The following is a 26,131-nucleotide window of genomic DNA, read 5'->3' as shown; positions in this document are numbered from 1 at the left end:
CCTCTGATATGAACACAGCCATCTTCGAAGGCGTGTGGATTCCACTCGTCACGCCCATGACCGGCGCCAATGGCGCTCAGATCGATCGCAACGCCTTCGCGCGTCTGGTCGACTACTACCTTGCTGCGGGAGTAAACGGCCTGGTCGTGGCCGGCACGACGGGCGAAGGCACATTGCTGGACGACGACGAGCGCCGCTGGCTCGTCGAGACGGCTTGCCATCTCGCGCACGGACATGCCCCGGTGGTAGCCGGTGTCGGCGCGGCCGATACGGCCAATACCGCGCAGCAAATTCGCAATATCGAAGACCTGCCGCTTGCCGGATATCTCGTACCTCCGCCTTACTATCTGCGCCCGTCGCAGGAGGGCATTCTCTGGCACTACCGAACGTTGGCGGCCGGCGCGCGCAAACCGCTCGTGCTCTATAACGTGCCGCTACGCACGGGGGTGACGCTTGCGGTGGAGACGATCCGAGAACTGGCGTCGCACGACGCGTTCGCGGCAATCAAGGAATGCGACACGCATCCGCTCCTGCATTTGCCGTCGCAGGTCACCATGCGCGTGCTGTGCGGCGACGACATGCAGTTGCTGCCCGCGCTGCAAGCGGGAGCCGTCGGGTGCATCTCGGCGGCGGCTCACGTTCGGCCCGACCTCTATCTGAAGCTGCTCCGCTACGTGCGTGAGGGCGACATGGGCCACGCGGCAACGCTCTTCAACGGGATGAAGCCGCTCATTCGCCGGCTGTTTTCCGAGCCGAACCCGGTGGCGATCAAAGCCGCGCTCGCTTCACTGGGGCTTTGCCCGGAGACGGTTCGCCGTCCGCTCATGCCTTGCACGCCCGCGCTTCGCAGAGAGATCGACACCCAACTCGAAGTGACGATGGCGTTCTGAATCCGGACACCCTCCGTCACCGCGCGCCAAGTACGTCGCCTGAAAGCCCTTACGACAGGACACCCGTTATGGATGACATCGAACAGCGTCACCGCACCGTCGCCCGTCTGCTCATCAAGCTATCGGGAGTCACATTAGCCCGGCTCGCTTACGCGACCGGTATTACCGGCAACACGATTTCGCGCTGGGTACATGGCGATCACTGCGCGTTGGGGCCGCAAGGTCGCGAAAAACTGTTCGCAGCGCTTGGCGCTTACAGCGACGGCACCCACGTACGGCTCGCGCCGCGCGCCACCGGTGCCGCGCAGCCGGTGTTCCAGATCAACGGCCTGGTGCAGGCGGAGCGCTTCGCCACGCTCGCCGCGCTGACGTCGACGCAGTTCGTCGCAGCGCGCGAGACGTGCCAGGGAAAAACGCTCGTGAGCGTTGTCACCGACATCAGCGGGCAAACCACAGCACTGCTCGTCGGCACGCGCGAGGCCCTCGACGAATTGTATGCAGAGCTGGGTATTGCCGTCTCGCCGAAACGCCGTTTGGAGGCAGGACTCCGCACCTACGCTTCAAGCGAGGAAGCGGTGCGTCTACACTCGAACCGATCGCAGTTCACGTAGCGAAAAGCCGATAGCCGGCGATCCATTCTTGGCGCCCCGTCAACGATGGAGCCGGTCATGACGGCAGATCGCATCAACAGGCGCTTGAAGGGGGTACACCGCGCAAGGCTGGCAGGACACGGGATACAAGATCGGCGCACAGTGTGCGCCGAAAGTGATCCTGCGTGCGTCGGGCGAATGGTGCACGCGCACGGACGACCACAAGTTCGGACGCCGCGACGCCGACGGACACACGCCGAACTCACGGCGCAACGTATCTGCACAAGGTCTCGGGCGATGACGGGTATCCGTATCACGGCCCCGACGCGCTGATGGGGCAATTGATTCGGCGATTCGGCAAGGGCGGACAGCCGTTTCTCATCGGCAAGCACATGTCGCTCCGCGTGGTTGGGATGCCCTCGGACATGTCGCTGTAGCTGTGCTGCAACGATCCGCTAGGCAGCGCCAGACGCGACAACGACGGCGCGCTCGATGTGCCCCTCGAACTCGACGACGTCCGCGACGTCTTCGCTTCCCGCAGCCAACACTTCGACCGCCCGTTGGGGACTTGGGTGGATGATTGACGCGGGGACTCCATGGCATGACGTAAGTGCGAGCGGCGATCCCATCGCCGCTGGTGTTGTTCATCACACTGGCACAACCGACCTCACTGCCACCCAAACCGTCGTGCGAACATGCCCTTCATCATCTGCGTCAACACGGCGTAGGCGAGGAGGATGGCGGCGAGCATCGGGAAGTACGCGAGCGGCAGCGCCTGCATCTTGAACGTGTCCGCGAACGGCGACATCGGCAGCATCAGGCCGATCAGCATCACCGCGCCCGTCATCAGCAGCAACGGCCACGCGGCGCGGCTCTGCACGAACGGAATACGGCGCGTACGGATCAGATGCACGATCAGCGTCTGCGACAGCAACCCTTCGACGAACCAGCCAGACTGGAACAACGTCTGGTGCTCGGTGCTGTTCGCGCCGAACAGGTGCCACATCGCCAGGAACGTCAGCACGTCGAAAATCGAGCTGATCGGGCCGAAGAACACCATGAAGCGCGACAGATCCGCCGGGTTCCAGCGCTGCGGCCGCGTCAGTTGCTCGTCGTCGACGTTGTCGAACGGAATCGTCGTTTGCGACAGGTCGTAAAGCAGATTCTGCGTGAGCAACTGCAACGGCAGCATCGGCAGGAACGGCAAGAACGCACTCGCAATCAGCACCGAAAAGACATTGCCGAAGTTCGAGCTGGCCGTCATCTTGATGTATTTGAGCATGTTCGCAAATGTGCGACGCCCCTCGATCACCCCCTGCTCTAGCACCATCAGGCTCTTCTCGAGCAGGATCATATCGGCCGCCTCCTTGGCGATGTCCACCGCCGTATCCACCGAGATGCCGATATCCGCGGCACGCAACGCCGGCGCATCGTTGATACCGTCGCCCACGAAGCCCACCACGTGACCGTTCGCACGCAGCATCCGCACGAGCCGTTCCTTGTGCGCGGGCGTGAGCTTCGCGAACACGTTGGCGCGCTCGACGGTCTGTGCCAGTTCGGCATCGCTCATCGCCTCGATGTCATCGCCCAGCACGCAGCCGTTCACCTTCAGGCCGACCTCGCGGCAGACCTTCGCCGTCACGAGATCGTTATCGCCCGTGAGCACCTTGACATCGACGCCTGCCGCCGCAAGCGCCTTCAACGCGGGCGCCGTCGACTCCTTGGGCGGATCGAGAAACGCAATGTAGCCGACGAGCACGAGTTCGCTTTCGTCTGCAATACCGTAGCGCTCGCGCACAGGCGGCAAATGACGCGTCGCCACCGCCACCACGCGCAGCCCTTCGGCGTTCAGATCGGCCGTCACGCGACGCAGGCGAGCCAGCACGTCGGGCGTCAGCGGTTCGACATTCGCGCCATGCTGCACACGGTCGCACACCGCCATCACCTCTTCCACCGCGCCCTTGCAGATCAACTCGTGATGCGCGCCGTTCTCGCTGACCACCACCGACATGCGACGGCGCTGGAAGTCGAACGGAATCTCGTCGATCTTGCGGTAGCGGTTCACCACGTCCAGACGCTGGTGCAACTCCGCATGATCGAGCACCGCCACGTCGAGCAGGTTCTTCAGGCCGGTCTGGTAGAAGCTGTTGAGATAGGCGTACTCGAGCACATCTTCGGAGGCATGGCCCCATACATCGGTGTGACGCTCAAGACAAATCTTGTCCTGCGTGAGCGTACCGGTCTTGTCCGTGCACAGCACATCCATCGCGCCGAAGTTCTGAATCGCATCGAGCCGCTTGACGATCACCTTCTTGCGCGAGAGCACGACCGCGCCCTTCGCCAGCGTAGCCGTCACGATCATCGGCAGCATTTCAGGTGTCAGACCGACCGCCACCGACAGCGCAAACAACGAGGCTTCGAGCCAGTCGTGCTTGGTGAAGCCGTTGATGAGCAACACGATGGGTGTCATGACCATCATGAAGCGGATCAGCACCCACGACACGCGATTCACGCCTTGCTGGAACGACGTGACCGTCGGTTGCAGCGCCGTGACGCGCTGCGCGAGCGAGCCGAAGAACGTGCGCGCACCGGTTGCCACTACCACCGCCGTGGCCGAGCCGCTGACAACGTTCGTGCCCATGAACGCGAGATTGTCGTAAGTGAGCGGATTACTCCCTCCGGACTCGCACGCATGCGCAAATTTCTCGACGGGCAGCGCCTCGCCGGTGAGGGCCGATTGCGAGACAAACAAATCCTTGGCCGTGAGAATGCGTACATCCGCCGGAATCATGTCTCCGGCCGCGAGCAATACGATGTCGCCCGGCACAAGTTCCGCCAACGGAATTTCGCGGCCCATGCGGCCCAGACGGCGCACGTTGTCGGGCTCTGCGCCACCATCGCCCAGCACCTCGCGACGCAGCACCGTGGCCGTGGTGCTCACCATCGCCTTGAGCTTCTCGGCGGCCTTGTTCGAACGCGCTTCCTGCACAAATCGCAACACCGTGGAAATGATCACCATCGACGCGATGATGATCGTTCCCTCGGTGTCGTCGGTCGCGAATGACACAGCGGCCAGTGCCGAGAGCAGCAGATTGAACGGATTGCGGTAGCAGTTGAACAAGTGCCGCCACCAGGGCAACGGCTTTTCGTGCTCGACTTCGTTGGCGCCGACATGTGCCCGCACGGTGGCGGCTTCGTCGTCGGACAGCCCATCGCGGGTGGTGCTCAGCCGTGCGAGCAGATCCGGACCGGTGTCGCGGGCAGCGTCGACGAGACCCGGCGGTGCCTCATGACCGTGCGCCGGTGCGTCGAGGGTTTCGAGCATGTCGCGGCGACGGAAGAAGCGCAGCCCGAGGCGCGCGCCAAGCACCGCAATCAATCGCTCGCTGAGCGTGAGAGCTTGTTGCATCGGATACATCCTGAAAATGTCCGGGGCACCGGTGAACGGCCGGCCCCCAAAAGTCGTGAGGCAGGCTCAGCCCGCCGTTTTTTCGCGGCATACGAACGCCCGCAGCCACTGCCCGAGACGCGCCCCAGCGCCCGGACGCACCGCTTCGGCGGCTTCCGGATGCGGATCGACGTGATAGTGATGCAAGCACTCGCTCGGCAGCATCAGGGCTTGCGGATTACCGCTGCGAAGGGTCATGGAGTAACGGAACACGATGAATCTCCCGGCCGCACGGCAATCCGCCCGGCGCAGGCGATGAGATCGAGTCCGGCGACCGGTGCACAACGGCAAACGGCCCGAAAACGAACACACGCGCACGGCGGGACAGCCCGAACGGCAGATGTAAAGCTAATTAGGGAGCGTGCTACGAAAGACGGACGCTATCGGTATGACCCAATAAAACCCTTTGGCACGCGAGCCAAGGGGACAGGGCAATCGAGACGTACATCAGAGGCGCGCGCCAACCCGACTATGCGAGTCAGCGGCAGGGAAGATCCCGGGGACTAACTCGCGGTGATGGTGTCGACCTGTGTCGACCGGCAACTACCACTAGAACCACTGTCCACGGAAGGACCTCCTGAAAGCTATAACGGCGTGATTTTACCGCCAAGTGCGTCGAAAGAAAAGTGACAATTCAACGCGTTACAAAATGATGACAAATGCAACTTTCCAACGGAAAGCGGCTCAGTCAGAATTCGTCATGTTTTCGTCACAAACCGCCTGCCGGCGGCCGTCGATGCGCCGGCACTGCGTGTGCAGCCCGGTTGCGCCGCTGACCACCGGCAGTCACTTCTCGCCTCCCGGACTTCATGGATTCACTCAACCGCGCCCTCTTTCTGGCCATTAACGCCTCGCCCAATGTGAGCGAAGGTGAATTGGCCATCGCCATCTTCCTCGCCAAGTATCTGATTGTCCTGCTCCCGGTGGGGCTGGTCACCCTGTGGCTCGCAGGCGGACGCGACCGCGAAGGTGCCGTTCACGGTTTGCTGGGCGTGGGGCTCGCGCTGCTGATCAACTTCGTCATCGGGCTGGCCTGGGCCGAGCCGCGGCCGTTCGTCGCCGGTGTCGGCACGAACCTGCTCCCCCATGCGCCCACCAATGCATTTCCCAGCAACCACGCGTCGCTCATGTTCACGTCGGCATTCGTCCTGATGGGGATGGCGGCACGTACGCCGCGCCTGCTCGGCCGGTTGCTGTTGATTTGCGCGCTGCCGGTGTGCTGGGCACGTGTCTATCTCGGCGTTCACTGGCCGGTCGACATGCTTGGCGGACTGGTCGTGTCGATTGCAGTCGCACTCATCATGCGGACGGCGAGCGCACGGGAAACGAGCCGTATCGTCTCGGCAATCCTCGAAGGCATCTATCGCCGCCTGATGGCATGGCCGATCGCGCGCGGCTGGCTGCGTCGCTGAAATAAGAAAACGTGAGGACTGCCGGAAGCACTACGTGGAACTTCGGAGGTGAAGGGGAAGGTTGGGAGACTCGGGAGATCCGAATCTCCCAGGGGTAATGCGCAGAGGGAAATCAGCGGTGGTATTCGCCAGCGGCTTCGGGCTGGTAATCGATACCGAGCAATTCCAGCTCGATCAGGTGGCCACCCGGCACTTGCCAGCGAATCGACTGGCCGACGCGCAGACCAAGCAGCGCACTGCCCACAGGCGCCAGTACCGAAATACCGCTTTGCGTGCTCGCCAGATGCTGCGGGTACACCAGCGTCGCACGGTGCGCCTGCTGCGTGGCGAGATCACGATAGCGCACCACCGAATTCATCGTGGCGACGTCAGCCGGAATTTGCTCCGGATCGACGACGCTCGCCCGGGCAAGCTCTGTTTCGAGTGCCTCCACATACGGCAATGCCGCACGCGGTGCCTGCGCCATAAGCGCTTCCAGGCGTTCGAGGTCGAGAGTCGAGACAGTGATCGAGGGGCGTTGAGTGTGAACGGTGGACATGTCGACGGGCCTGTTTTTCCTTGACGTTGAGAGTGTGGCATTCAATCTAACAGAAGCCCCGCGCGGCGAGAAGTCCCGGACTTGATCGCCATCCGCTAGAATCGACGCATCAAGACGTCTCAAAAAGCCGAATTCATGTCCGAATCTACGACGAACGCCGCTCTCTTCGAGCGTGCCCAGCAAACCATTCCCGGCGGCGTGAACTCGCCGGTCCGCGCCTTCCGCTCGGTCGGCGGCACACCCCGCTTCATCGCCCGTGCACAAGGCCCCTACATGTGGGACGCCGAAGGCACGCGTTATATCGACTACATCGGCTCGTGGGGCCCGATGATCGTCGGCCACCTGCATCCGGACGTCGTCGCTGCCGTGCAAACGGCCATGTCGCAGGGCTTCAGCTTCGGTGCCCCCACCGAGGCCGAAGTGGTGATGGCCGAGGAAATCTGTCGTCTCGTGCCATCCATCGAACAGGTGCGTCTGGTGTCCTCCGGCACCGAGGCCACGATGAGCGCGCTGCGTCTGGCGCGCGGCTTTACGGGCCGCAACAAGATCGTCAAGTTCGAAGGGTGCTATCACGGTCATGCGGACAGCCTGCTGGTCAAGGCCGGTTCGGGTCTGCTGACGTTCGCCGATTCGACGCGCAACGCGCCGTCGTCGGCCGGCGTGCCGCCCGAAGTCACGCGCGACACGCTCGTGCTCGAGTACAACAACGTCGAGCAGCTTCGCGAGCTGTTCGCCGGGCAAGGCGGTGAGATTGCCGCCGTGATCGTCGAGCCGGTGGCCGGCAACATGAATCTGGTGCGCGGCTCACGTCACTTCCTGCAAACGCTGCGCGAGCTGTGCACCGCGCACGGCAGCGTGCTGATCTTCGACGAAGTGATGTGCGGGTTCCGCGTCGGTCTGGGCGGTGCGCAAGCGCTCTACGGCATTGCGGCCGACCTCACCTGCCTTGGCAAGGTCATCGGCGGCGGCATGCCCGCTGCAGCGTTCGGCGGTCGACGCGACATCATGTCGCACCTCGCGCCGCTGGGCGGCGTCTATCAGGCAGGCACGCTCTCCGGAAACCCGCTGGCGGTCGCCGCGGGCCTCGCCACGCTCAAGCTGATTCAGGCGCCGGGCTTCTACGAGGATCTGGCCCAGCGCACGTCCAAGCTCGTCGCCGGGCTCGTCGACGCGGCACGGGCAGCCGGTGTGCCGTTCTCGGGCGACAGCGTCGGCGGCATGTTCGGCCTGTACTTCCGCGCCAACGTGCCGCAGAGCTTCGCCGAAGTCACGACGTCCGACGTTGCCCGTTTCAACAAGTTTTTCCATGCGATGCTCGATCGCGGCGTCTATCTCGCGCCGAGCGCCTTCGAAGCAGGCTTTGTCTCGGCAACGCACGACGACACGATCATCGACGCCACGCTCGACGCCGCCCGCGACGCCTTCCGGGCCGTCGCCTGAACGTCTCGCATCACGCACGCGTCACTGGCACAGAGTCACCGGCTTTATTCGCTCACGTAACGAACCGGGGCTGCGGGCAGGTCCCGTCCGCCCCAACAGGGAGAAACACCATGCAAATGCTGCTGCCGACAAAGTTCCGTCAGTCGTTTGTTCGCTGGCTCGCACTGGGACTGCTCACGTCCTTGCTGTCTGCCTGCGGATACAACCAGATTCAGGTCAAGGACGAAGCCGTCAAGGCCGCCTGGAGCGAGGTCGTCAACCAGTACCAGCGCCGCGCCGATCTGGTGCCGAATCTGGTGAATACGGTCAAGGGCTACGCTTCGCACGAGCAATCGACGCTCACCGAAGTGATCAACGCCCGGGCCAAGGCCACGAGCATCACCGTCACGCCCGAGACGCTGAACGACCCCGAGGCGTTCAAGCGCTTCCAGCAAGCACAAGGGGAACTGTCCGGCGCACTTTCGCGCCTGATGGCCGTCTCGGAGAACTATCCGAACCTGAAGGCCGACGGCCTGTTCCGAGACTTGCAATCGCAACTCGAAGGCACGGAAAACCGCATTACCGTGGCGCGCAATCGCTACATTCAAGCGGTTCAGGACTACAACGTGTATGTGCGTCAGTTCCCGAACAACCTGACGGCCAAGATGTTCGGCTACTCGGCGAAGCCGAACTTCACGGTGGAAAACGAGAAGGCCATTTCGACCGCGCCGACCGTCAAGTTCTGAGGATCACGTCATGGCTGCCGTCTCTGCTGTCTTTTCCCCGGTCATGCCGGACTGCGGCGGGTTGCCTGCGCGCCATCCGGTGACGAACGCCGCACGCGCTCGACAACACGCGGTCCCGGCGCACCTGCTTTGGGGACTCTGGGCACTGGCGCTGGCCTGCCTGTGCTGGCTGGCGTTGCCGGCCGGTGCAGAGACGCTGGTGGCCGTGCCCGCACTCACCGCGCGCGTGACCGACCTGACGGGAACGCTCACACCCGAGCAACGCAACGCCCTCGAGACACAACTCGCGCAATATGAGCAAGAACGCGGCAGTCAGATCTTCATTCTGATGGTGCCGAGCACGGCGCCCGAGACCATCGACCAGTACAGTATTCGCGTGGCGGATGCCTGGAAAGCCGGCCGCAAGGGAGTGGACGACGGCGTCATCATGCTCATCGCGAAGAACAATCCGAACGATCTGCGCAAGATGCGCATCGAAGTCGGACGCGGTGTGCAAGGCTCACTCACCGACGCGGTCTCCGGGCGTATCCTGCGCGACGTGATGGCGCCGTATTTCCGCAACGGCGACTTCTTCGGCGGACTGGCGGCGGGTGTCGCGGCGGTGCAGGCCGCCATGAACAACGAGGCGCTGCCCGCGCCGAATCTCCCCTCGACACGCGCTCCGCACTCAGATCTGTCTGATTTCCTGCCGCTGCTCTTCATCGTCTTCATCATTGCGATGGTCGTCATCATGGAGAGCCGCCGACGCTTCCGCGGTCCGGGACTGCCGGGTGGAGATCCCAACGACCCGCGCTCACGCGTATTCACCGGCCAACGCGGACGCATCGGTGCGGGCGGATTCGGCGCCGGCCTCGGTGGCGGACTGGGGGGCGGCTGGGGACGTAACGACGGTGGCGGCTTCGGCGGCGGTGGCGGTGGTGGAGGCGGCTTCGGCGGTGGCGGGGGTGGTGGATTTGACGGCGGCGGCTCGTCGGGGAACTGGTAATGGCGATGACACAAGAACCGATCACGACACAACAGAGGCCGCACGACGTCTCACGCTGGTTGCGGCATTTCGGCACTTGGCGCGCGCACGCCCGATGGATTTTTCCCGACAAGGCGCTGGATACGCTCGAAGCCGCCATCCGGGAATCGGAAACCGAGCACCGCTGTGAGATCCGTCTGGTCATCGAAGCAGCTATGCCGCTGGCTGCGGTGTGGCACGGCCACACGTGCCGTCAACGCGCCGTGCAACTGTTTCACCAACTCGGCATCGCCCATACAGGCGAGCGCACGGGCATACTGCTGTACATCAATATCGCCGATCACGATATCGAGCTGATCGCCGACAAAGGCGTCCATGCGCGGGTGCCGGCCCGCACGTGGGACACCGTCGTTAGCCAAATGAGTGCGGGATTCCATGATGAACGTTATGTCCAGAGCGTGCTCGACGCGCTGAACACCCTGCGCGGCATTGCGCGCGAATCCCTGCCGGCCCACGCTGGCGCAGCGCCGGACAATGCGTTGACCGACCGGCCGCTGATGATCTGACGTCTCATGTTTTCCGAACAGGATTTTGCTTACATGCGCCGCGCGCTGGCACTTGCCGAGCGCGGGATGTTCACCACGACGCCGAATCCGCGCGTCGGCTGCGTGATCGTGCAGGACGGCCGTGTCATCGGTGAGGGCTTCACGCAGCCTGCCGGTCAGGATCACGCCGAAGTGCAGGCCATGAAAGACGCACGCACGCGCGGCGAGTCGTTGCGCGGCGCGACGGCCTACGTCACGCTCGAGCCGTGCAGCCACTACGGCCGCACGCCGCCCTGTGCAAAGGGGCTTATCGACGCCGGCGTGAAACGCGTGATCGCCGCGATGGAAGATCCGAACCCGCTCGTGGCGGGGCGCGGCCTGGCGATGCTGCGCGACGCGGGCATTGAAGTTCGTTGCGGACTGCTGGAACAGGAAGCGCGCGAAATGAACATCGGCTTCGTCGCGCGCATGGTGCGCGGCACGCCGTGGGTACGTCTGAAGGTGGCCGCGAGCCTCGACGGCAAGACCGCGCTGAACAACGGCGTGAGCCAGTGGCTCACCGGCCCGGCGGCACGCGCCGATGGGCACGCGTGGCGCGCTCGGGCATGCGCCATTCTCACCGGTATCGGCACCGTGCGCGAAGACGATCCGGCACTCACGGTGCGCGAGGTCCAGACTACGCGGGCACCGCTGCGCATCGTGGTCGACTCCCGTCTGGAGATTTCCCCGACCGCCAAGGTCCTTACGAACGGCAACGCGCTCGTGGTCTGTGCGAACGGCGATCCGGCCCGGGCGTCGCGCCTGCGCGATCTGGGCGTGGAGGTACTCGACCTGCCCAATCCGAGCGGCAAGGTCGAACTGTCTGCACTGCTGCGTACGCTAGGTGAGCGTCAGCTCAACGAAATTCACGTGGAAGCCGGCTACAAGCTCAACGGCTCGTTGCTGCGCGAACGCTGTGTGGATGAGTTGCTGACCTATCTCGCGCCTTGCATCGTTGGCGAGGCACAGGGCATGTTCAATCTGCCCGCGCTCACGTCGCTCGACGACAAGCTCGCCCTCAGCTTTACAGACGTGCGCATGATCGAAAGCGATCTGCGCATCATGGCTCGCTTCAAACGCGACTGAGCCGGCCTTGCGCTCACGGCAAGCAGCAAGAAAACGCGGGGCGTACCGGCCGGTGCGCCCCGTTCTTCTTTGCCGGCCCGGAAGGGCTCGCTCTGCCCGCCGTGCGCTCGCTCAGACGTGGAAGCCCACGCGACCGAGCGACTCCATCTCGACCGACACGTACTGCCCCGGCTGAATGTATTCGGCCGGCGTAGCGCCGCCTGCCATCACGATCCAGCCCGCCTGCAACGGCTCACCGGCGGCGGCCGACAGACGCGCCGCCGCCACCAGCGAGCGCAGCGGATGACCAAGCAGCGCCGCCGTCGAGCCCACCTGCACGGTACGGCCGTTGATCGTCATGGCCAACCCCAGATTCGAGAAGTCGACATGCGGATCGTGCCAGGCGCCGATCACGAAACCGCTCGACGATGCGTTGTCGGCAATCACTTCCGGCAGCGTGAACTTGAAGTCCTTGTAGCGCGAATCGATGATCTCGATGGCCGGTGCAATCGCTTCGACCGCGGCCAGCGCCTGCGGACCCGTGACGTTGCCCTCAAGCGGCTTCTTCAGAATGAAGGCGATCTCCGGCTCGACACGCGGGTGCACATAGCGCTTGAAGTCGATGGACGTGCCCTCTTCGACCTGCATGCCGGACGTGAGACGTCCCCAGATCACGTCGGACAGCCCCATCTGAATCATCTTCGCGCGGCTCGTGAAGCCCATCTTCACACCAACGCGCGTCTCACCGCGCTGCGCGCGCCGGGCGAGCGATGCGGCCTGAATGGCGTAAGCGTCATCGAGCGACAGACGATTGTCGGTATCGAACTGCTCGACCTCATGCGCGAAGTGCGCCGCGTCGTCGAGCAACTTGGCGTAGTCATGAATGTGGCTCATCGCGCAGCCTCGCTGGCAGGTTCGAACACGGCGCGGACCGAGCCCAGGCCGTTGATACGGGTTTCGAAAATGTCACCGGGCGTCACTGCGGCCATCGGGCCGAGGGCGCCGGAGAGCACCAGGTCGCCGGCCTTAAGCGGCGTGCCTACGGCCGCCATCGTCCGAGCAAGCCACACCACGGCGTTGATCGGACTCCCCAGACAGGCCGCGCCGGCCCCCACAGACACCGGCTCGCCGCGACGCTCCATCACCATGCCGCACATGCGCACATCGAATTCGGAGAGCCGCTTCGGCGTATTGCCGATCACATACGCCGCCGACGACGCGTTATCGGCAATCGTGTCGGTAATGCGGATGTTCCAGTCGGCGACGCGGCTGCCAACGATCTCCAGTGCAGGCAGCGCGTATTCGATGGCGTTGATGACATCGAGCTGGCCTGGGTGGTCGACGCGCAAATCCCGGCCGATGACGAAGGCGATCTCGGCCTCGATCTTCGGTTGCGTGAGGATCGATGCAGGGATCGGTTCGCCGTCGCCGTAACCCATGTCGTCGAACAGCATGCCGAAATCGGGCTGGTCAACGCCGAGCTGCTTCTGCACGGCAACCGACGTCAGACCGATCTTGCAGCCGACGATACGGCGCCCGGCAGCCAGACGCCGTTCGGTGTTGATGCGCTGAATGGCGTAGGCGTCGTCGATGCTCAGCGGCGCATACGTGTCGCGCAACGGCGCGATGAAGCGATGCGAACGTTCGGCTTCGAGGAGCGCGTCGGCCGCCTGCTGCAGGCGCGCCTGCGTCGCGGCGTCGCGTTGTGTGCTCACCGTCATCACGCGCCTGCCCTGGCCGGCGCCGCCGGCTCGTCCTTGGTGCGTTCGCCCACGGCCCAGTGCGCCGCCGGCACCTGTGTGGCATAGACACGGATCGATTCGAGCGGTGCGCCGAGCGTTTCATGCACAGTGCGCGCCACGGCCTTCACGCAAGCCTTCACGGTGGCTTCGTCGCGACCTTCTATCAGATTGATATGTACGATTGGCATGATGCTGTCCCTTGAAAATGCGGCATAGAGAGCGTTCGGGCCCAATGATGCGCGCCCCGGAGGGATACCGTCCAATACCAAATTTACAGATTCCGATACCATTTCGGTATTGAGTGATGACACCGGTCGTTGCGCCGGGACGGGATTTCCATGGACATCAAGCAGATGCGGTACTTTCTTGCCGTCGCGCAGGAAGGACATTTCGGGCGGGCGGCAGCGCGGTTGAACATGGCGCAGCCGCCGCTCACCCGTCACATCCAGGCGCTCGAAGCCCAATTGGGCACGGCGCTTTTCGTGCGCACCCCCAAGGGTGCCACACTGACCGCCGCCGGGCAGACGCTGCTCGCCGAGGTGCCGAATATCCTGTCGCTGGCGCGCCGTGCGGAAGAACAGACTCGCCTTGCCGGCGAAGGCTATATCGGACGCCTCGACGTCGGCATCTTCAGTTCGGGCATTCTCGATGTCATTCCGCGGTTGTTGGCGAGCTTTCATACCGAGCGTCCCGAAGTGAAGATCGGTCTGCACAACCTGTCGAAGACAGAGCAGATCGCGGCGTTGCGTGAGCGGCGCATCGCCATCGGCTTCAATCGCCTGATTCCCGACGCACCGGACCTCGTCGTCGACTGGATTCATCGGGAGCCGTTTCTGGTAGCGCTCTACGAGGGTCATCCGCTATGCGAGCGTGCCTCGTTGACGCTGGCCGATCTCGACAACGAGCGGATGATCCTTTATCCGAACGCGCCGGTGCCCGGCCTCGCCGAGGAAGTCGCGGCCGCGTTCCGTGCCGAGGGCGTCACGCTGCGGGTCGAGCAGGAAGTGGAGGACGTCGTGACGTCGATTGCGCTGGTGGCAAGCCGCTTCGGCGTTTGCGTGACGACAGCGTCGGCGGCGAACCTGCGTCTGCCCGGCGTGGTGTACCTGCCGTTGAAATCCCAGCACCTGCGGGACATCGAACTGAACTGCATGTACCGGCGAGACGACGACTCACCGATTCTCGCGGCCTTTCTCGCGCTCATACGGCGCTCGCGCAATCAACGTCACACGCTGACCATGTAGCCAGTGCGCATATCCATCGATATACGGCATCGGATGCAAAACTTCACGATTGGATTCCAATGAATCGCGGATTGTATCCAAAATGTCCTTTCCGATCATCCGCACAGTCGATTCAACGTGGCCCTGATTTATTGATTTGAATCGATTTCAATGGATTTCCTATCTGCGTAGTATTACGGAGTATCGTTGTGACGACTCTTATTTTTTTCTTCCGACCCTTTTGAAACCCTTTGTTCATACGGGTTTCGAAGGCATCCCGGATACCTGTTTCAATTGGGCTGCGTATTACGCTACTATGGCGCATCGTTCGTGCCGCCAACGGCGTGAATGATTCAAATACCGACAGGTTCAGCAGTCGATCAAGACCACCGCATGCCTGGGTAGTCAAAAAATACAAATCAAGGAGATGTCCACAATGCAGTTCCGTCACAAATCCCTGTTCGTCGCCGCTGCTCTCGCCTTCATTGGAACGGCCGCCAATGCCGAGACCGTCAAAATCGCCATCGCCGGCCCGTTCAGTGGCTCGGTTGCTCAATACGGCGACATGGTCAAGGCCGGTGCGCTGACCGCCATCGAAGAAATCAATGCGGCAGGCGGTGCTAATGGTAACAAGCTGGAAGCCGTGATGATGGACGATGCATGCGAGCCGAAACAGGCCGTCGCCGTCGCCAACAAGATCGTCAGCCAGAAGATTAAGTATGTGATCGGTCACGTGTGCTCGGGTTCGACGATCCCGGCATCGGACATCTATGAAAACGAAGGTGTGGTGATGATTACGCCGTCGGCGACTGCCCCGCAACTGACCGAAGGCAAGAAGCGCCACTTCATCTTCCGCACTATCGGCCGTGACGACCAGCAAGGCCCGGCGGCTGCCCAGTACATCATCAACAAGGTCAAGCCGAAGAAGGTTGCCGTGCTGCACGACAAGCAGTCGTATGGCCAGGGCATCGCCACCTCGGTGAAGAAGGACCTCGACGCCGCCAAGATCCCGGTCGTGCTGTTCGAAGGGATCAACGCCGGCGACTCGGACTACTCGGCTGTCATCACCAAGCTCAAGTCGCAAGGCGTGGACTTCGTGTACTTCGGCGGCTATCACCCGGAAATGGGTCTGCTGCTGCGTCAGGCGCGTGAACAAGGCGTGAAGGCCACGTTCATGGGCCCGGAAGGGGTGGGCAATAAGGACGTGACGGCCATCGCCGGCCCGTCCTCGGAAGGCATGCTCGTGACGCTGCCGGCCGACTTCGCCGCCGATCCGGCCAACGCCAAGCTGGTGAAGGCCTTCGCCGACGCCAAGCGCGATCCGAATGGTCCGTTCCAGATGCCGGCCTACACGGGCGTGCAACTGATCGCCAAGAGCATCGCCGGCGCGAAGAGCACCGACTCGGAAAAGGTGGCCAAGTACCTCCACGCCAACACGTTCGACACGCCGATCGGCAAGGTTGCGTATGACGCGGCCGGCGATCTGAAGTCGTTCAAGTTCGTGGTGTTCACCTGGCACAAAGACGCCACCAAGACCGCCGCTAACTGATTCCCTGACGCTTTACCGGCCAGCGAATCCTCCCCTGCCGCCCGCCGACTCCGGCGGGCGGCGCGCATTCGCGCTCGGCCCCCGCTCGTCGCGAGGCTTCCCGCATGAACGATTTTTTCCCACAGTTCGCCCAGCAACTGGTCAATGGCCTGACGCTGGGTGCGATCTACGCGCTGATTGCCATTGGCTACACAATGGTCTACGGCATCATCGGCATGATCAACTTTGCCCACGGCGAGATCTACATGATCGGCGCCTATGTCGGGCTTGTCACACTGACTGCCATCGGTACAGCGGCGGGTTACCCCTTGCCTCTCGTGCTGGGGGCAGCGCTGCTGGTATCGGTGCTGATCACGGGCCTGTACGGCTTCGCGATCGAACGGGTGGCGTATCGCCCGCTGCGCGGCGGACCTCGTCTCGGACCACTGATCTCCGCGATCGGCATGTCCATCTTCCTGCAGAACTACGTGCAGATCGGTCAGGGCGCACGTGATGTATCCGTGCCGATGCTGATCTCGGGCGCCATCGACATTCCGATGGGCGACTTCACCGTGACCATTCCCTACGCTCGCATGCTGATCGTGGGCGTGACGGTCGCGCTGATGATCCTGCTCACGCTGTTCATCGCCAACTCGCGCATGGGCCGTGCCTGCCGTGCCTGCGCCGAGGACATGCGCATGGCCAACCTGCTCGGCATCGACACGAACCGTGTGATCTCGTTCACGTTCGTACTCGGCGCGATGCTCGCTGCCGTTGGCGGTGTGCTGATCGGCCTGACCATCGGCAAGCTCAATCCGTACATCGGCTTCATCGCCGGCATCAAAGCCTTCACGGCGGCGGTGCTGGGCGGTATCGGCAGTGTGCCCGGCGCCATGCTGGGCGGCGTGCTGCTGGGGCTGGCGGAGACGCTCGCCTCGGGCTATATGCCCTCCGAGTACAAGGACATCGTGGCGTTCTGCCTGCTGGTGCTGGTGCTGCTGTTCCGCCCGACCGGCCTGCTGGGCAAGCCCGACGTCGAGAAAGTCTGAGGTCGACCATGACACAACAACTCACTCTCAAGTCCGGCACCGCCAACCGCGCGCCGGCAGGCGACACGCTCAAGGGTGCGGTCATCGCCGCGCTCGTGACGATCGTTCTCACGGCCCCCATCCTGGGCCTGCAACTGAAGCTCGAAGGCTATCAGGTTGTGCTCGAGCAGCACTGGCGCCCGGTCTGGATCGCCACGGCCATCGTCTTCGTGTTCCAGTTGATCAAGCCCTTGCTGCTGCGCTCGAAGCGTGCGGTGAAGCTGCCGGCCATGCCTGCCATGGGGCGTCGTCAACAACTCACTGCGATGTGGGTGCTGCTGGCCGTCGGGCTCGTGTGGCCGTTCGTCGGCTCGCGCGGCGCGGTGGACGTGGCCACGCTTGCGCTCATCTACTGCGTGCTCGGCCTCGGCCTGAACATCGTTGTCGGCTTCGCCGGTCTGCTCGATCTGGGCTACGTCGGCTTCTACGCGGTCGGCGGCTATACGTATGCCCTACTCAACCAGTACTTCGGCCTGACCTTCTGGGAATGCCTGCCGCTCGCCGCCCTCATGTCGGCCACGTTCGGCTTTCTGCTCGGCTTCCCGGTGCTGCGTCTGCGTGGCGACTATCTCGCCATCGTGACGCTGGGCTTCGGTGAAATCATCCGTCTGCTGCTGAACAACCTGACGAGCCTCACCGGCGGTCCGGACGGCGTGTCGGGCATTCCGAAACCCAGCGTATTCGGCTTCGAAATGGTGCGCTCATCGAGTGTCGAAGGCGCGAAGACATTCCATGAGTTGATCGGCCTGCCCTACAGCGGCTCGCACATGGTGATCTTCTTGTACCTGCTCGCGTTTGCACTGGTGGGCTTCACGCTGTTCGTCACGAGCCGCCTGATTCGCATGCCGATCGGCCGGGCGTGGGAAGCCCTGCGTGAAGATGAAATCGCGTGCCGCTCGCTCGGTCTGAACCCAACGCGCATCAAGCTCTCCGCGTTCACGCTGGGGGCGTCGTTTGCGGGTCTCGCCGGGGCGTTCTTTGCGGCGCGTCAGGGACTGGTCACGCCCGAATCGTTCACGTTCATCGAATCGGCGCTCATCCTCGCCGTGGTGGTGCTCGGCGGCATGGGCTCGCAGATCGGCGTGATTCTCGCGGCCATCCTGCTCACGATCCTGCCGGAAGTCGCCCGCGACTTTGCAGAATACCGCATGCTGATTTTCGGTCTGGTGATGGTGCTGATGATGATGTGGCGTCCGCAGGGTCTGTTGCCCGCCACCCGCCCGCATGTGGAGTTGCCGCAATGAGCGCAGAACTGTTGAAACTCTCCGGCCTGCAGATGCGCTTCGGCGGTCTGCTCGCCGTCGATGGCGTCGAATTCGACGTCCGCAAGAACGAAGTCTTTGCGATCATCGGCCCGAACGGCGCAGGCAAGACAACCGTCTTCAATTGCGTCGGCGGTTTCTATCGCCCCACGGGCGGTTCGATCATGCTCGACGGCGACAACATCACGGGTCTGCCGAGCCACATGGTGGCCCGGCGCGGTCTGGTCCGCACATTCCAGAACATCCGCCTGTTCCGTCAATTGACGGTCGTGGAGAACCTGCTCGTCGCACAGCACATGCGTGTGCACAGCGGCTTCCTGCAAGGGTTGCTCTCGACGGGGGCGTTCCGTCGTGCCGAGCGCACGGCGCTCGAGCGCGCCAAGTGGTGGCTCGACCGTCTGGGCCTGACTGCCGTTGCCAATCGCGAAGCAGGCACGCTGTCTTACGGGCATCAGCGACGTCTCGAAATCGCACGCTGCATGATTACCGAGCCGCGTCTGCTCATGCTCGACGAACCGGCCGCCGGTCTGAACCCGCAGGAGAAAGTCGAGTTGCAGCAACTCGTCGACAACCTGCGTCACGAATTCGGCATCTCGGTGCTGCTCATCGAACACGACATGAGTCTGGTGATGGGCGTTTCGGACCGGATTCTCGTGATGGAACACGGCAAGCCGATCATGACCGGCAAGCCCGACGAGGTGCGCAACGACCCGCGCGTCATCAAGGCCTACCTCGGGGAGGAATAATGCTGAAGCTGGAAAAGATCCATACCCACTACGGGGCCGTCGAAGCACTCTGCGGCGTGTCGATCGAAGTGAAGAAGGGCGAGATCGTCACGCTCATCGGCAGCAACGGCGCAGGCAAGACTACGCTGATGATGACGGTGTGCGGCACCCCTCGCGCATCGAGCGGACGGGTGATGTTCGAAGGCAACGACATCACCGCGTGTCCCACACATGAAATCATGCGCATGGGGCTCGCGATTTCGCCGGAAGGACGCCGGGTGTTTCCGAGCCTGACCGTAATCGAGAATCTGAAGATGGGCGGCTTCTTCGCGTCCAAAAACGAGATCGAGGCCGGCATGGACCACGTCTTCAAGTTGTTTCCGAGACTCGCACAGCGCGGCAAGCAACGCGCTGGCACGATGTCGGGTGGCGAACAGCAGATGCTGGCCATCGGGCGGGCGCTGATGAGCCGTCCGCGCCTGCTGCTGCTCGACGAGCCGACGCTCGGTCTGGCCCCGCTCGTGATCGCGCAGATCTTCGACATCATTCGTGCGATCCGCGAAGAAGGTGTCACGGTGTTTCTGGTCGAGCAAAACGCGAACAAGGCACTGCACGTGGCCGATCGTGGCTATGTGCTCGAAACCGGTCGCGTCGTGCTCGCCGATTCAGCCGCCAATCTGCTCGCGAACGACGACATCAAGCGCGCGTATCTCGGGGCGTGACGTTGCGGTCTGCGACATGCGTCGCCGACGGTGAATGTCAAAAGCAAAAAGGGACGCGCCTTCGGGCGCGTCCCTTTTTTTCATGCGGCGGCGAGGATGTCACGTACCTCGCATCGCCCGCACGTCACTTCATCAGGTCGACCAACTGATCGAGCGCCTTGCCCCAGCCGTCGTGGAAGCCCATGGCCTCGTGCTGCACACGCGTGGCTTCGTCACCATGAATGGCAATCGCGGTATAACGCGTGCCCTTACCTTGCGCCTCCATCAACACGGCCGCAGTAAAATGAAAGCCGCCGTGTTCCTTCACGGGCGCAGGGGCCGGACGAAAGCCCGGCAGAACAGCATTCGTCCAGACCAGCCGCGAATTCTCGACGACCTCCAGATAGCACCCGTCATTGGGGAACTGCTGCCCCTCGGGCGAGCGCATCACCGTGCGGAACAATCCGCCCGGGCGCAGATCGATTTCGCATTCCACAGTCTGCCACGGCGCGGGCGTGAACCACTTCTTGATGTGCTCGGGCTGTGTCCACGCCGCCCAGACACGCTCGCACGGCACGTCGACGTAACGCTCGAGCACCAGATCCAGCTTCGGGTCGATCGAGAAAAGGTTTGCACGGCTCATATTCATGTCTCCGTCATCTGTAGCAGATAACTATCGAGTTGGTCGAGGCGGCGCGTCCACTTGTCGCGCTGCAATTGGAGCCAATCCTGCGCACCGGCCAGCGTCTCAGTTTCCAACGCATAGGTACGCACGCGCCCGCTTTTCCGGGACACGACCAGACCGCTCTCCTCCAGCACATTCAAATGCTGCGAAAACGACGGCAATGCCATCGAAAATGGACGTGCCAGTTCACTCACCGAGGCAGGGCCGAGCGTCAGACGCTCGACGACCGCGCGTCGCGTGGGGTCGGACAACGCCTGAAAGATCCGGTCGAGAGGGATAGATTGGTTAGTCATGTGCCTAACTATAATAGCGACATTTACTTAGGTCAATACCTTTATATCTGGAATTTTCCGACCGACGAGAAGCTGGCCGTCGATTCCTTGAAGAGATTCTTCCGAGATCCGATTCGGACGTTACCGAAATTGCCTGCGTCGGCCGATTTTCCGGGGGGCACGGCACAAGATTCGGCCGCAGCCGTGCACCGGCTTGGCGTAGAATAGAGCCTTTCCAAATTCAGCCCCCGCGTTGTCCGCTATGCCGTTGGCCACTACAGAAGAAATTATTGCCGAGCTGAAGGCCGGCCGCATGGTTGTCCTCGTTGACGAGGAAGATCGTGAAAACGAGGGCGATCTGGTCATGGCGGCCGAGTTCGCAACGCCCGAAGCCATCAACTTTATGGCCAAGTACGGCCGTGGGCTGATTTGCCTCACCCTCACGCAGGCGCGCTGCAAGCAGCTCAACCTGCCGCTCATGACGTACCGCAACGGCACGCAGTACGGCACCGCATTCACGCTGTCGATCGAAGCAGCCGAGGGTGTTACCACCGGCATCTCGGCGGCGGATCGCGCACATACGGTCAAGACGGCCATCGCGCACGAGGCGCGTCCCGAAGATATCGTGCAGCCGGGCCATGTGTTCCCGATCATGGCGCAGCCCGGCGGCGTGCTGGTGCGCGCGGGTCATACGGAAGCCGGTTGCGACCTGACGGCAATGGCAGGTCTCACGCCCGCGGCCGTGATCTGCGAGATCATGAACGACGACGGCACGATGGCGCGCCTGCCTCAGTTGCTAGAGTTCGCGGAGCAGCACAACATCAAGATCGGCACGATCGTCGATCTGATTCACTACCGCAGCCGCACCGAATCGATGATCGAGACGGTCGCCACGCGCGAAATGCAGACGGCCTGGGGCACCTTCCAGGCAACCCTGTACCGGGACAAGCCGAGCGGCAATCCGCATCTGGCGCTGGTACGCGGTACGCCCGCGCCGGCTGACGAGACACTTGTGCGCGTCCACGAACCGCTTTCCGTGCTCGACTTGCTCGAAACTGGCGTATCGACCCATTCCTGGACGCTTGCAGGCGCCATGCAAGCCATTGCCGAGGCAGGCAAGGGCGTGGTCGTGCTGCTCAATTGCGTGGAAACGCCGGATCACCTGTTCAACCAATTCGAAGCGCTGGACGAGTCCGAGAAGGCCGCGCGCGCCAAGCGCCGCCCGGTGGACTTCCGTACCCACGGCGTGGGGGCGCAAATCCTGCGCGAGCTGGGCGTCGGTAAAATGCGCGTGCTCTCGAGCCCGCGCAAGATCCCCAACATGGCAGGTTATGGCCTCGAGGTCACCGGTTTCCAACCGATGCCCGGCGCCGGCACCGCCTGAGTATTTCTGTATCGATTCCCCGCCGGCAAACGGCGGAGGATCATCTCGCCGAGCATTGCCCGTCTCGGGCATGCCGGCACAACGTTGGCTGCACCGCCTGGACGGTACTTTTTTAGAGGAAGCCCATGATGGACATCGGACAATACCAGCCGGAACTCGACGGTGAAGGCCTGCGCGTGGGCATCGTGCAAGCACGATTCAACGACGCCGTTTGCACGGCGCTGCGCACTGCCGCTGTGGCTGAACTCGATCGCCTTGGCGTCGACGGCGAAGACGTGCTGCTCGTGACGGTGCCCGGCGCACTGGAAATTCCACTGGCATTGCAGAAGATGGCCGAGAGCGGCCAGTTCGACGCGCTCATCGCGCTCGGCGCGGTGATCCGCGGCGAGACGTATCATTTTGAGCTCGTCTCGAACGAAAGCGGTGCCGGTATTACGCGCATCGGTCTCGATTTCGGTATCCCCATCGCCAACGCGGTGCTCACGACCGAAAACGACGAACAGGCCGAAGTGCGTGCCGCCGAAAAGGGCCGCGATGCTGCCCGCGTGGCGGTGGAAATGGCCAATCTGCTCGAAGCCATCGACATGCTCAGTGGCGACGACGGATCGGATGAAGACGAAGACGAAGAAGAGGAAGATCGGTAATGAAGAGTGCTCGCCGCCGCGCGCGCGAATTTGCGCTGCAAGGGTTGTATCAATGGCTGCTCTCGCGCGACCACGCGGGTGAGATCGATGCGCATCTGCGCACCACCCCCGGCTACGACAAGGCTGACCGTGCTCACCTGGATGCCCTGCTGCACGGCAGCATCCGGGAAGCGGACGCCTTGTCGCAGCAACTCCAGCCGTACCTGGACCGCCCGGCGGCCGAATTGTCGCCGGTCGAGCATGCCGTGCTCGTCATTGGCGCCTACGAACTGATTCACCACCTGGACATTCCGTACCGCGTGGTCATCAACGAGGCCGTCGAGCTGGCCAAGACCTTCGGCGGTGTCGAAGGCTTCCGCTACGTGAACGGTGTCCTCGACAAGTTCTCGGCAGAAGTGCGTCCGGATGAAGTCGCCGCCAATCGCAACGGCGGTCGCGGCAAAAGCGCCTGACGCTCGGCAAGGCGTCTCGGGCCTAAGGCCCGAAGCGGCCTGCCGCCGGATAGGCCAGAAGGCGTGGTCACCTGCCTCGAGGTGCCCACCCGGCCTTCCCCCGCCAGCCCCGTCAACCTCGCCTGCCCTTACCCATTCGCTCCTGTCTCCCCCCCGACATCATGGACCGCACGCTCGACCTCTCCCCAGCCTCGCTCAAACTCGCGCAACGCGTCGACAACATCGCCCCGTTCCACGTGATGGAGCTAGCCAAGCAAGCCGCGCTGCGGGAAAAGGCGGGACATCGTGTGATTCACATGGGCATCGGCGAGCCGGATTTCACGGCGCCCGACGCAGTGATCGAGGCGGCGGCGAAGGCCATGCGCGATGGACGGACACAGTACACGGGCGCCATGGGCATCCCCGCCCTGCGCGAAGCCATCGCCGCTTATTACCGTAGTTACTACGGTGTTGACGTCGATCCGTCGCGCATTGTCGTGACAGCCGGTGCGTCGGCTGCCCTGGTGCTGGCCTGCGCAGCGCTCGTTGGCGTGGGCGATGAAGTCCTGATGCCGGACCCCTGCTATCCGTGCAATCGCCATTTCGTGTCGACGTTTGACGGCAAACCGGTCTTGATCCCCTCGGGCCCGGCAGACCGCTTCCAGCTCACGGCGGAGCACATTGAATTGCATTGGGGGCCGGCAACGAAGGGGGTGCTGCTCGCCTCACCGTCGAACCCGACAGGCACGTCCATCGAGACGGAAGCGTTGTCCCGCATCGTGAAGACCGTACGCGCGTGCGGCGGCTTCACGCTGGTCGACGAGATCTATCAGGGCCTCACCTACGATGGCAAGCCGACCACCGCGCTGTCCTTCGGAGACGACGTCCTGGTCGTGAGCAGCTTCTCGAAGTACTTCAACATGACGGGATGGCGCCTCGGCTGGCTGGTCGTGCCGCCGTCGATGGTGCCGACGTTCGAGAAGCTCGCGCAGAATCTGTTCATCTGCCCGTCTGCCGTGGCGCAACATGCCGCGACGGCCTGCTTCCTTCCGGAAACCCTGGCGATTTACGAATCCCGCAAGGAAGCGTTCCGCGAACGCCGCGATTACATCGTACCGGCGCTCGAACGCCTTGGCTTCAAGGTGCCCGTGATGCCTGACGGTGCGTTTTATGTCTACACAGACTGCACCGGCGTATCGCATCCACACGCCGCCGACAGCGACCGCCTCACGCAGTCGCTGCTTCAGCAGGCAAACGTCGTGCTCGTGCCGGGACTGGACTTCGGTTTCGCCGAGCCACACAGATACATCCGTTTGTCGTATGCCACGTCGCTCGAGCAGTTGCACGAGGCGATGGACCGGATCGAAAAGGTCTTTGCCGCAGGTTGATGACGCGAAGGGATGCCCATCGTTCCGGCGCCCTGCCCTCAGAAAAACAAAAAACCCATCGAAGCGATTCGATGGGTTTTTTGTTGGCTGGACATCGCCTCTCTATATAGATAAGCATTGCACTTGCCGAAGGTGATTTTCCAGACGGCGATGCGCCGGCCATGGCGCATCACATCCGAGGTCGACCCGCCGATCAGGCAGCGGTGCTGTCGTCCGCTTCGAGTGGCTTGGCAGCCGCCGCGGCCTTGCCCGTGGACGTCGACGCGGCCGGCGTAGGTGCCGATTCGGTCGATTCGCCCGACTTGCCCGCCGAGACCGGCTTCACCGCCGGCTTGGCCGAACTGACGATCACCGGCGCTTGCGGCGCAGTCGGCAAGACCTTGTGGCCCATGGTCACACCACGCAGACGATCGCGCTCAGCAATCACCTTGGCGCCATAACCCCCGTCACCTGCGCTGGTCGAACCAACGTACAGGCGCAAACCGCCGGTAAGCGAACCGCCGCGCGCAATGCATTCCTTCAGGATCAATGCACCCACCTTGATATTCGCGAGCGGATGCAGTGCTGCCTCGGGACCGCCGAAGTATTCGAGCTTGTCCTGATGCACCTTCGACATGACCTGCATGAGGCCCTGCGCGCCGACGGTGCTCTCGGCATACGGGTTGAAGCCCGATTCGATCGCCATCACCGCAAGCAGCAGCAGCGGATCGAGGCCGACTTCCTTGCCCGTCGAGTAGGCGGCGCGCACGAGATTGCCCGTCACGTCACCGGCCACGCGATAGCGTCTTGCCAGATAGTCGGCCACGGCGATCTGCTCACGCGTGTCCAGCGCCTTGGGGGCACGCGCATCGGCGGCCACACGCTGGTTCGGAATATAAGCGGCGAGGACAGCGGCCGACGGCACGTGTTGTGCGGCTTGCGCCATCAACGACGAGTCGGACGGGGAGCCCTGAACGACCATGCTGTCGTTGGCGCCCTGGCTGGCCGCATTGGCCGTACCGGTGGCTGCCTCAAGCAGCGGACCCACGCGCGACGCCAGATCGGCGCGCCACGTCGGTCGGGCCCACAACGCCAGCGTGCCGACCACGGCAACCAGACCGACCGCGCTGGACGTATACAGTCCAACGCGACCGCCGTGCCAGGCAAGACGACGCCAATCGCGGCGAGCCGCGGCTACCGTTGCCGCACCGCGTGCGCCAAGCGCACGGGCAGCGGCCAGTAGCCAGGGTGATAAACCAGACTTCTTCATACTACGTACTCCGGTTACGCCGTCACCACGGGGTGGCCCCGGGGCGTAAGGAAACGAGCCAGCATGCCCGCCAGGCATCCCGTTAATTGCTCATCTACGGCATATGGAACGAGACGGTGCATCGCGTTTGTCATTGACGATGCCGCTACCGCC

28 protein-coding genes are annotated in these 26,131 nt (G+C 63.1%); 19 read left to right on the top strand and 9 right to left on the bottom strand.

Translation table 11 applies throughout. The annotated features are described in order from the left end of the window. The first annotated feature begins 8 nt into the window (after positions 1-8). The 3 genes from dapA (at position 9) to PHO31112_RS03510 (ending at position 1,917) form a co-directional block, all read left to right on the top strand. Positions 9-890: a 4-hydroxy-tetrahydrodipicolinate synthase gene (gene dapA, locus PHO31112_RS03520; RefSeq protein ID WP_150619190.1), complete on the top strand. Its 882-nt coding sequence runs from the start codon at positions 9-11 to the stop codon at positions 888-890. A gap of 68 nt (positions 891-958) precedes the next feature. Beyond that, positions 959-1,501, top strand: coding sequence for a hypothetical protein (locus PHO31112_RS03515; RefSeq protein WP_150619189.1), 543 nt, complete (start codon positions 959-961; stop codon positions 1,499-1,501). 164 nt (positions 1,502-1,665) lie between these two features. Then, positions 1,666-1,917 carry a hypothetical protein gene (locus PHO31112_RS03510; RefSeq protein ID WP_150619188.1) on the top strand — a complete coding sequence of 84 codons (252 nt, stop codon included), beginning with the start codon at positions 1,666-1,668 and terminating at the stop codon, positions 1,915-1,917. Positions 1,918-2,147: 230 nt separating this feature from the next. Here the strand turns inward: PHO31112_RS03510 and mgtA are convergent, their stop codons facing one another. Continuing rightward, positions 2,148-4,889, bottom strand: coding sequence for a magnesium-translocating P-type ATPase (gene mgtA / locus PHO31112_RS03505; RefSeq protein ID WP_150619187.1), 2,742 nt, complete (start codon positions 4,887-4,889; stop codon positions 2,148-2,150). A gap of 66 nt (positions 4,890-4,955) precedes the next feature. Next, the gene (locus tag PHO31112_RS03500; protein ID WP_150619186.1) at positions 4,956-5,141 is read right to left on the bottom strand and encodes a hypothetical protein; all 186 of its coding nucleotides are present in this window, start codon (positions 5,139-5,141) and stop codon (positions 4,956-4,958) included. 596 nt (positions 5,142-5,737) lie between these two features. On the opposite strand from PHO31112_RS03500, the gene PHO31112_RS03495 reads away from it, so the two are divergent. Further along, positions 5,738-6,340, top strand: coding sequence for a phosphatase PAP2 family protein (locus PHO31112_RS03495; protein ID WP_150619185.1), 603 nt, complete (start codon positions 5,738-5,740; stop codon positions 6,338-6,340). Positions 6,341-6,452: 112 nt separating this feature from the next. Here PHO31112_RS03495 and rnk read toward each other — a convergent pair whose 3' ends face one another. Then, positions 6,453-6,878, bottom strand: coding sequence for a nucleoside diphosphate kinase regulator (gene rnk, locus PHO31112_RS03490; protein WP_150619184.1), 426 nt, complete (start codon positions 6,876-6,878; stop codon positions 6,453-6,455). A 135-nt stretch (positions 6,879-7,013) separates the two neighbouring features. Here rnk and hemL point away from each other — a divergent pair, with 135 nt between their 5' ends. The 5 genes from hemL (at position 7,014) to ribD (ending at position 11,677) form a co-directional block, all read left to right on the top strand. Next, complete coding sequence (gene hemL / locus PHO31112_RS03485) at positions 7,014-8,318, top strand: glutamate-1-semialdehyde 2,1-aminomutase (RefSeq protein WP_150619183.1); 1,305 nt, start codon at positions 7,014-7,016, stop codon at positions 8,316-8,318. A 110-nt stretch (positions 8,319-8,428) separates the two neighbouring features. Next, positions 8,429-9,043, top strand: a complete 615-nt coding sequence (locus PHO31112_RS03480; RefSeq protein WP_150619182.1) for a LemA family protein — start codon at positions 8,429-8,431, stop codon at positions 9,041-9,043. Positions 9,044-9,053: 10 nt separating this feature from the next. Further along, positions 9,054-10,028, top strand: coding sequence for a TPM domain-containing protein (locus PHO31112_RS03475; RefSeq protein ID WP_246177665.1), 975 nt, complete (start codon positions 9,054-9,056; stop codon positions 10,026-10,028). Between the two features lie 59 nt (positions 10,029-10,087). Next, a complete protein-coding gene (locus PHO31112_RS03470; RefSeq protein WP_174995494.1) occupies positions 10,088-10,573 on the top strand; it encodes a TPM domain-containing protein in 486 nt (161 codons plus the stop codon). A gap of 6 nt (positions 10,574-10,579) precedes the next feature. Then, the gene (gene ribD / locus PHO31112_RS03465) at positions 10,580-11,677 is read left to right on the top strand and encodes a bifunctional diaminohydroxyphosphoribosylaminopyrimidine deaminase/5-amino-6-(5-phosphoribosylamino)uracil reductase RibD (protein ID WP_150619180.1); all 1,098 of its coding nucleotides are present in this window, start codon (positions 10,580-10,582) and stop codon (positions 11,675-11,677) included. Between the two features lie 111 nt (positions 11,678-11,788). On the opposite strand, the gene PHO31112_RS03460 is transcribed toward ribD, so the two are convergent. The 3 genes from PHO31112_RS03460 to PHO31112_RS03450 are packed head-to-tail and all read right to left on the bottom strand — an operon-like array spanning position 11,789 to position 13,586. Next, entirely contained in the window at positions 11,789-12,550 is a 762-nt protein-coding gene (locus PHO31112_RS03460; protein WP_010804428.1) for a 2-keto-4-pentenoate hydratase, read from the bottom strand. Continuing rightward, positions 12,547-13,371 (bottom strand): 2-keto-4-pentenoate hydratase, encoded by an 825-nt coding sequence (locus PHO31112_RS03455; RefSeq protein ID WP_246177663.1) that lies wholly within the window; start codon positions 13,369-13,371, stop codon positions 12,547-12,549. Before PHO31112_RS03455 ends, PHO31112_RS03460 begins: the two co-directional genes overlap by 4 nt. A gap of 5 nt (positions 13,372-13,376) precedes the next feature. Further along, positions 13,377-13,586 (bottom strand): tautomerase family protein, encoded by a 210-nt coding sequence (locus PHO31112_RS03450; protein ID WP_150619178.1) that lies wholly within the window; start codon positions 13,584-13,586, stop codon positions 13,377-13,379. A gap of 150 nt (positions 13,587-13,736) precedes the next feature. On the opposite strand from PHO31112_RS03450, the gene PHO31112_RS03445 reads away from it, so the two are divergent. From PHO31112_RS03445 to PHO31112_RS03420, 6 genes are all read left to right on the top strand, one after another. Beyond that, on the top strand, positions 13,737-14,642 hold the full coding sequence (locus PHO31112_RS03445; protein WP_150619177.1) for a LysR family transcriptional regulator: 906 nt from the start codon (positions 13,737-13,739) through the stop codon (positions 14,640-14,642). 415 nt (positions 14,643-15,057) lie between these two features. After that, positions 15,058-16,170, top strand: a complete 1,113-nt coding sequence (locus tag PHO31112_RS03440; protein WP_150619176.1) for a branched-chain amino acid ABC transporter substrate-binding protein — start codon at positions 15,058-15,060, stop codon at positions 16,168-16,170. A gap of 104 nt (positions 16,171-16,274) precedes the next feature. Next, complete coding sequence (gene livH / locus PHO31112_RS03435) at positions 16,275-17,198, top strand: high-affinity branched-chain amino acid ABC transporter permease LivH (protein WP_010804433.1); 924 nt, start codon at positions 16,275-16,277, stop codon at positions 17,196-17,198. An 8-nt stretch (positions 17,199-17,206) separates the two neighbouring features. Further along, entirely contained in the window at positions 17,207-18,481 is a 1,275-nt protein-coding gene (locus tag PHO31112_RS03430) for a high-affinity branched-chain amino acid ABC transporter permease LivM (RefSeq protein ID WP_150619175.1), read from the top strand. Next, complete coding sequence (gene livG, locus PHO31112_RS03425; RefSeq protein ID WP_010804435.1) at positions 18,478-19,245, top strand: high-affinity branched-chain amino acid ABC transporter ATP-binding protein LivG; 768 nt, start codon at positions 18,478-18,480, stop codon at positions 19,243-19,245. Before PHO31112_RS03430 ends, livG begins: the two co-directional genes overlap by 4 nt. After that, on the top strand, positions 19,245-19,946 hold the full coding sequence (locus PHO31112_RS03420) for an ABC transporter ATP-binding protein (RefSeq protein ID WP_010804436.1): 702 nt from the start codon (positions 19,245-19,247) through the stop codon (positions 19,944-19,946). Before livG ends, PHO31112_RS03420 begins: the two co-directional genes overlap by 1 nt. A gap of 124 nt (positions 19,947-20,070) precedes the next feature. Here PHO31112_RS03420 and PHO31112_RS03415 read toward each other — a convergent pair whose 3' ends face one another. Continuing rightward, positions 20,071-20,568 (bottom strand): SRPBCC family protein, encoded by a 498-nt coding sequence (locus PHO31112_RS03415; RefSeq protein WP_150619174.1) that lies wholly within the window; start codon positions 20,566-20,568, stop codon positions 20,071-20,073. A 2-nt stretch (positions 20,569-20,570) separates the two neighbouring features. Then, positions 20,571-20,903, bottom strand: a complete 333-nt coding sequence (locus PHO31112_RS03410) for an ArsR/SmtB family transcription factor (RefSeq protein WP_150619173.1) — start codon at positions 20,901-20,903, stop codon at positions 20,571-20,573. A gap of 241 nt (positions 20,904-21,144) precedes the next feature. Here PHO31112_RS03410 and ribBA point away from each other — a divergent pair, with 241 nt between their 5' ends. From ribBA to PHO31112_RS03390, 4 genes are all read left to right on the top strand, one after another. Further along, positions 21,145-22,266 carry a bifunctional 3,4-dihydroxy-2-butanone-4-phosphate synthase/GTP cyclohydrolase II gene (gene ribBA, locus PHO31112_RS03405; RefSeq protein WP_150619172.1) on the top strand — a complete coding sequence of 374 codons (1,122 nt, stop codon included), beginning with the start codon at positions 21,145-21,147 and terminating at the stop codon, positions 22,264-22,266. A gap of 128 nt (positions 22,267-22,394) precedes the next feature. Next, positions 22,395-22,910, top strand: coding sequence for a 6,7-dimethyl-8-ribityllumazine synthase (gene ribH / locus PHO31112_RS03400; RefSeq protein ID WP_010804440.1), 516 nt, complete (start codon positions 22,395-22,397; stop codon positions 22,908-22,910). After that, on the top strand, positions 22,910-23,362 hold the full coding sequence (gene nusB / locus PHO31112_RS03395) for a transcription antitermination factor NusB (RefSeq protein WP_039375864.1): 453 nt from the start codon (positions 22,910-22,912) through the stop codon (positions 23,360-23,362). Before ribH ends, nusB begins: the two co-directional genes overlap by 1 nt. A 161-nt stretch (positions 23,363-23,523) precedes the next feature. Beyond that, entirely contained in the window at positions 23,524-24,729 is a 1,206-nt protein-coding gene (locus tag PHO31112_RS03390) for a pyridoxal phosphate-dependent aminotransferase (RefSeq protein ID WP_150619171.1), read from the top strand. A gap of 193 nt (positions 24,730-24,922) precedes the next feature. On the opposite strand, the gene PHO31112_RS03385 is transcribed toward PHO31112_RS03390, so the two are convergent. After that, complete coding sequence (locus tag PHO31112_RS03385) at positions 24,923-25,978, bottom strand: lytic transglycosylase domain-containing protein (protein WP_150619170.1); 1,056 nt, start codon at positions 25,976-25,978, stop codon at positions 24,923-24,925. Between the last annotated feature and the right edge of the window lie 153 nt (positions 25,979-26,131).

Origin of the sequence: Pandoraea horticolens (assembly GCF_902459555.1) — a bacterium.
Taxonomy (GTDB): Bacteria; Pseudomonadota; Gammaproteobacteria; order Burkholderiales; family Burkholderiaceae; genus Pandoraea; species Pandoraea horticolens.
This window is presented reverse-complemented; position numbering and strand designations above follow the sequence as displayed.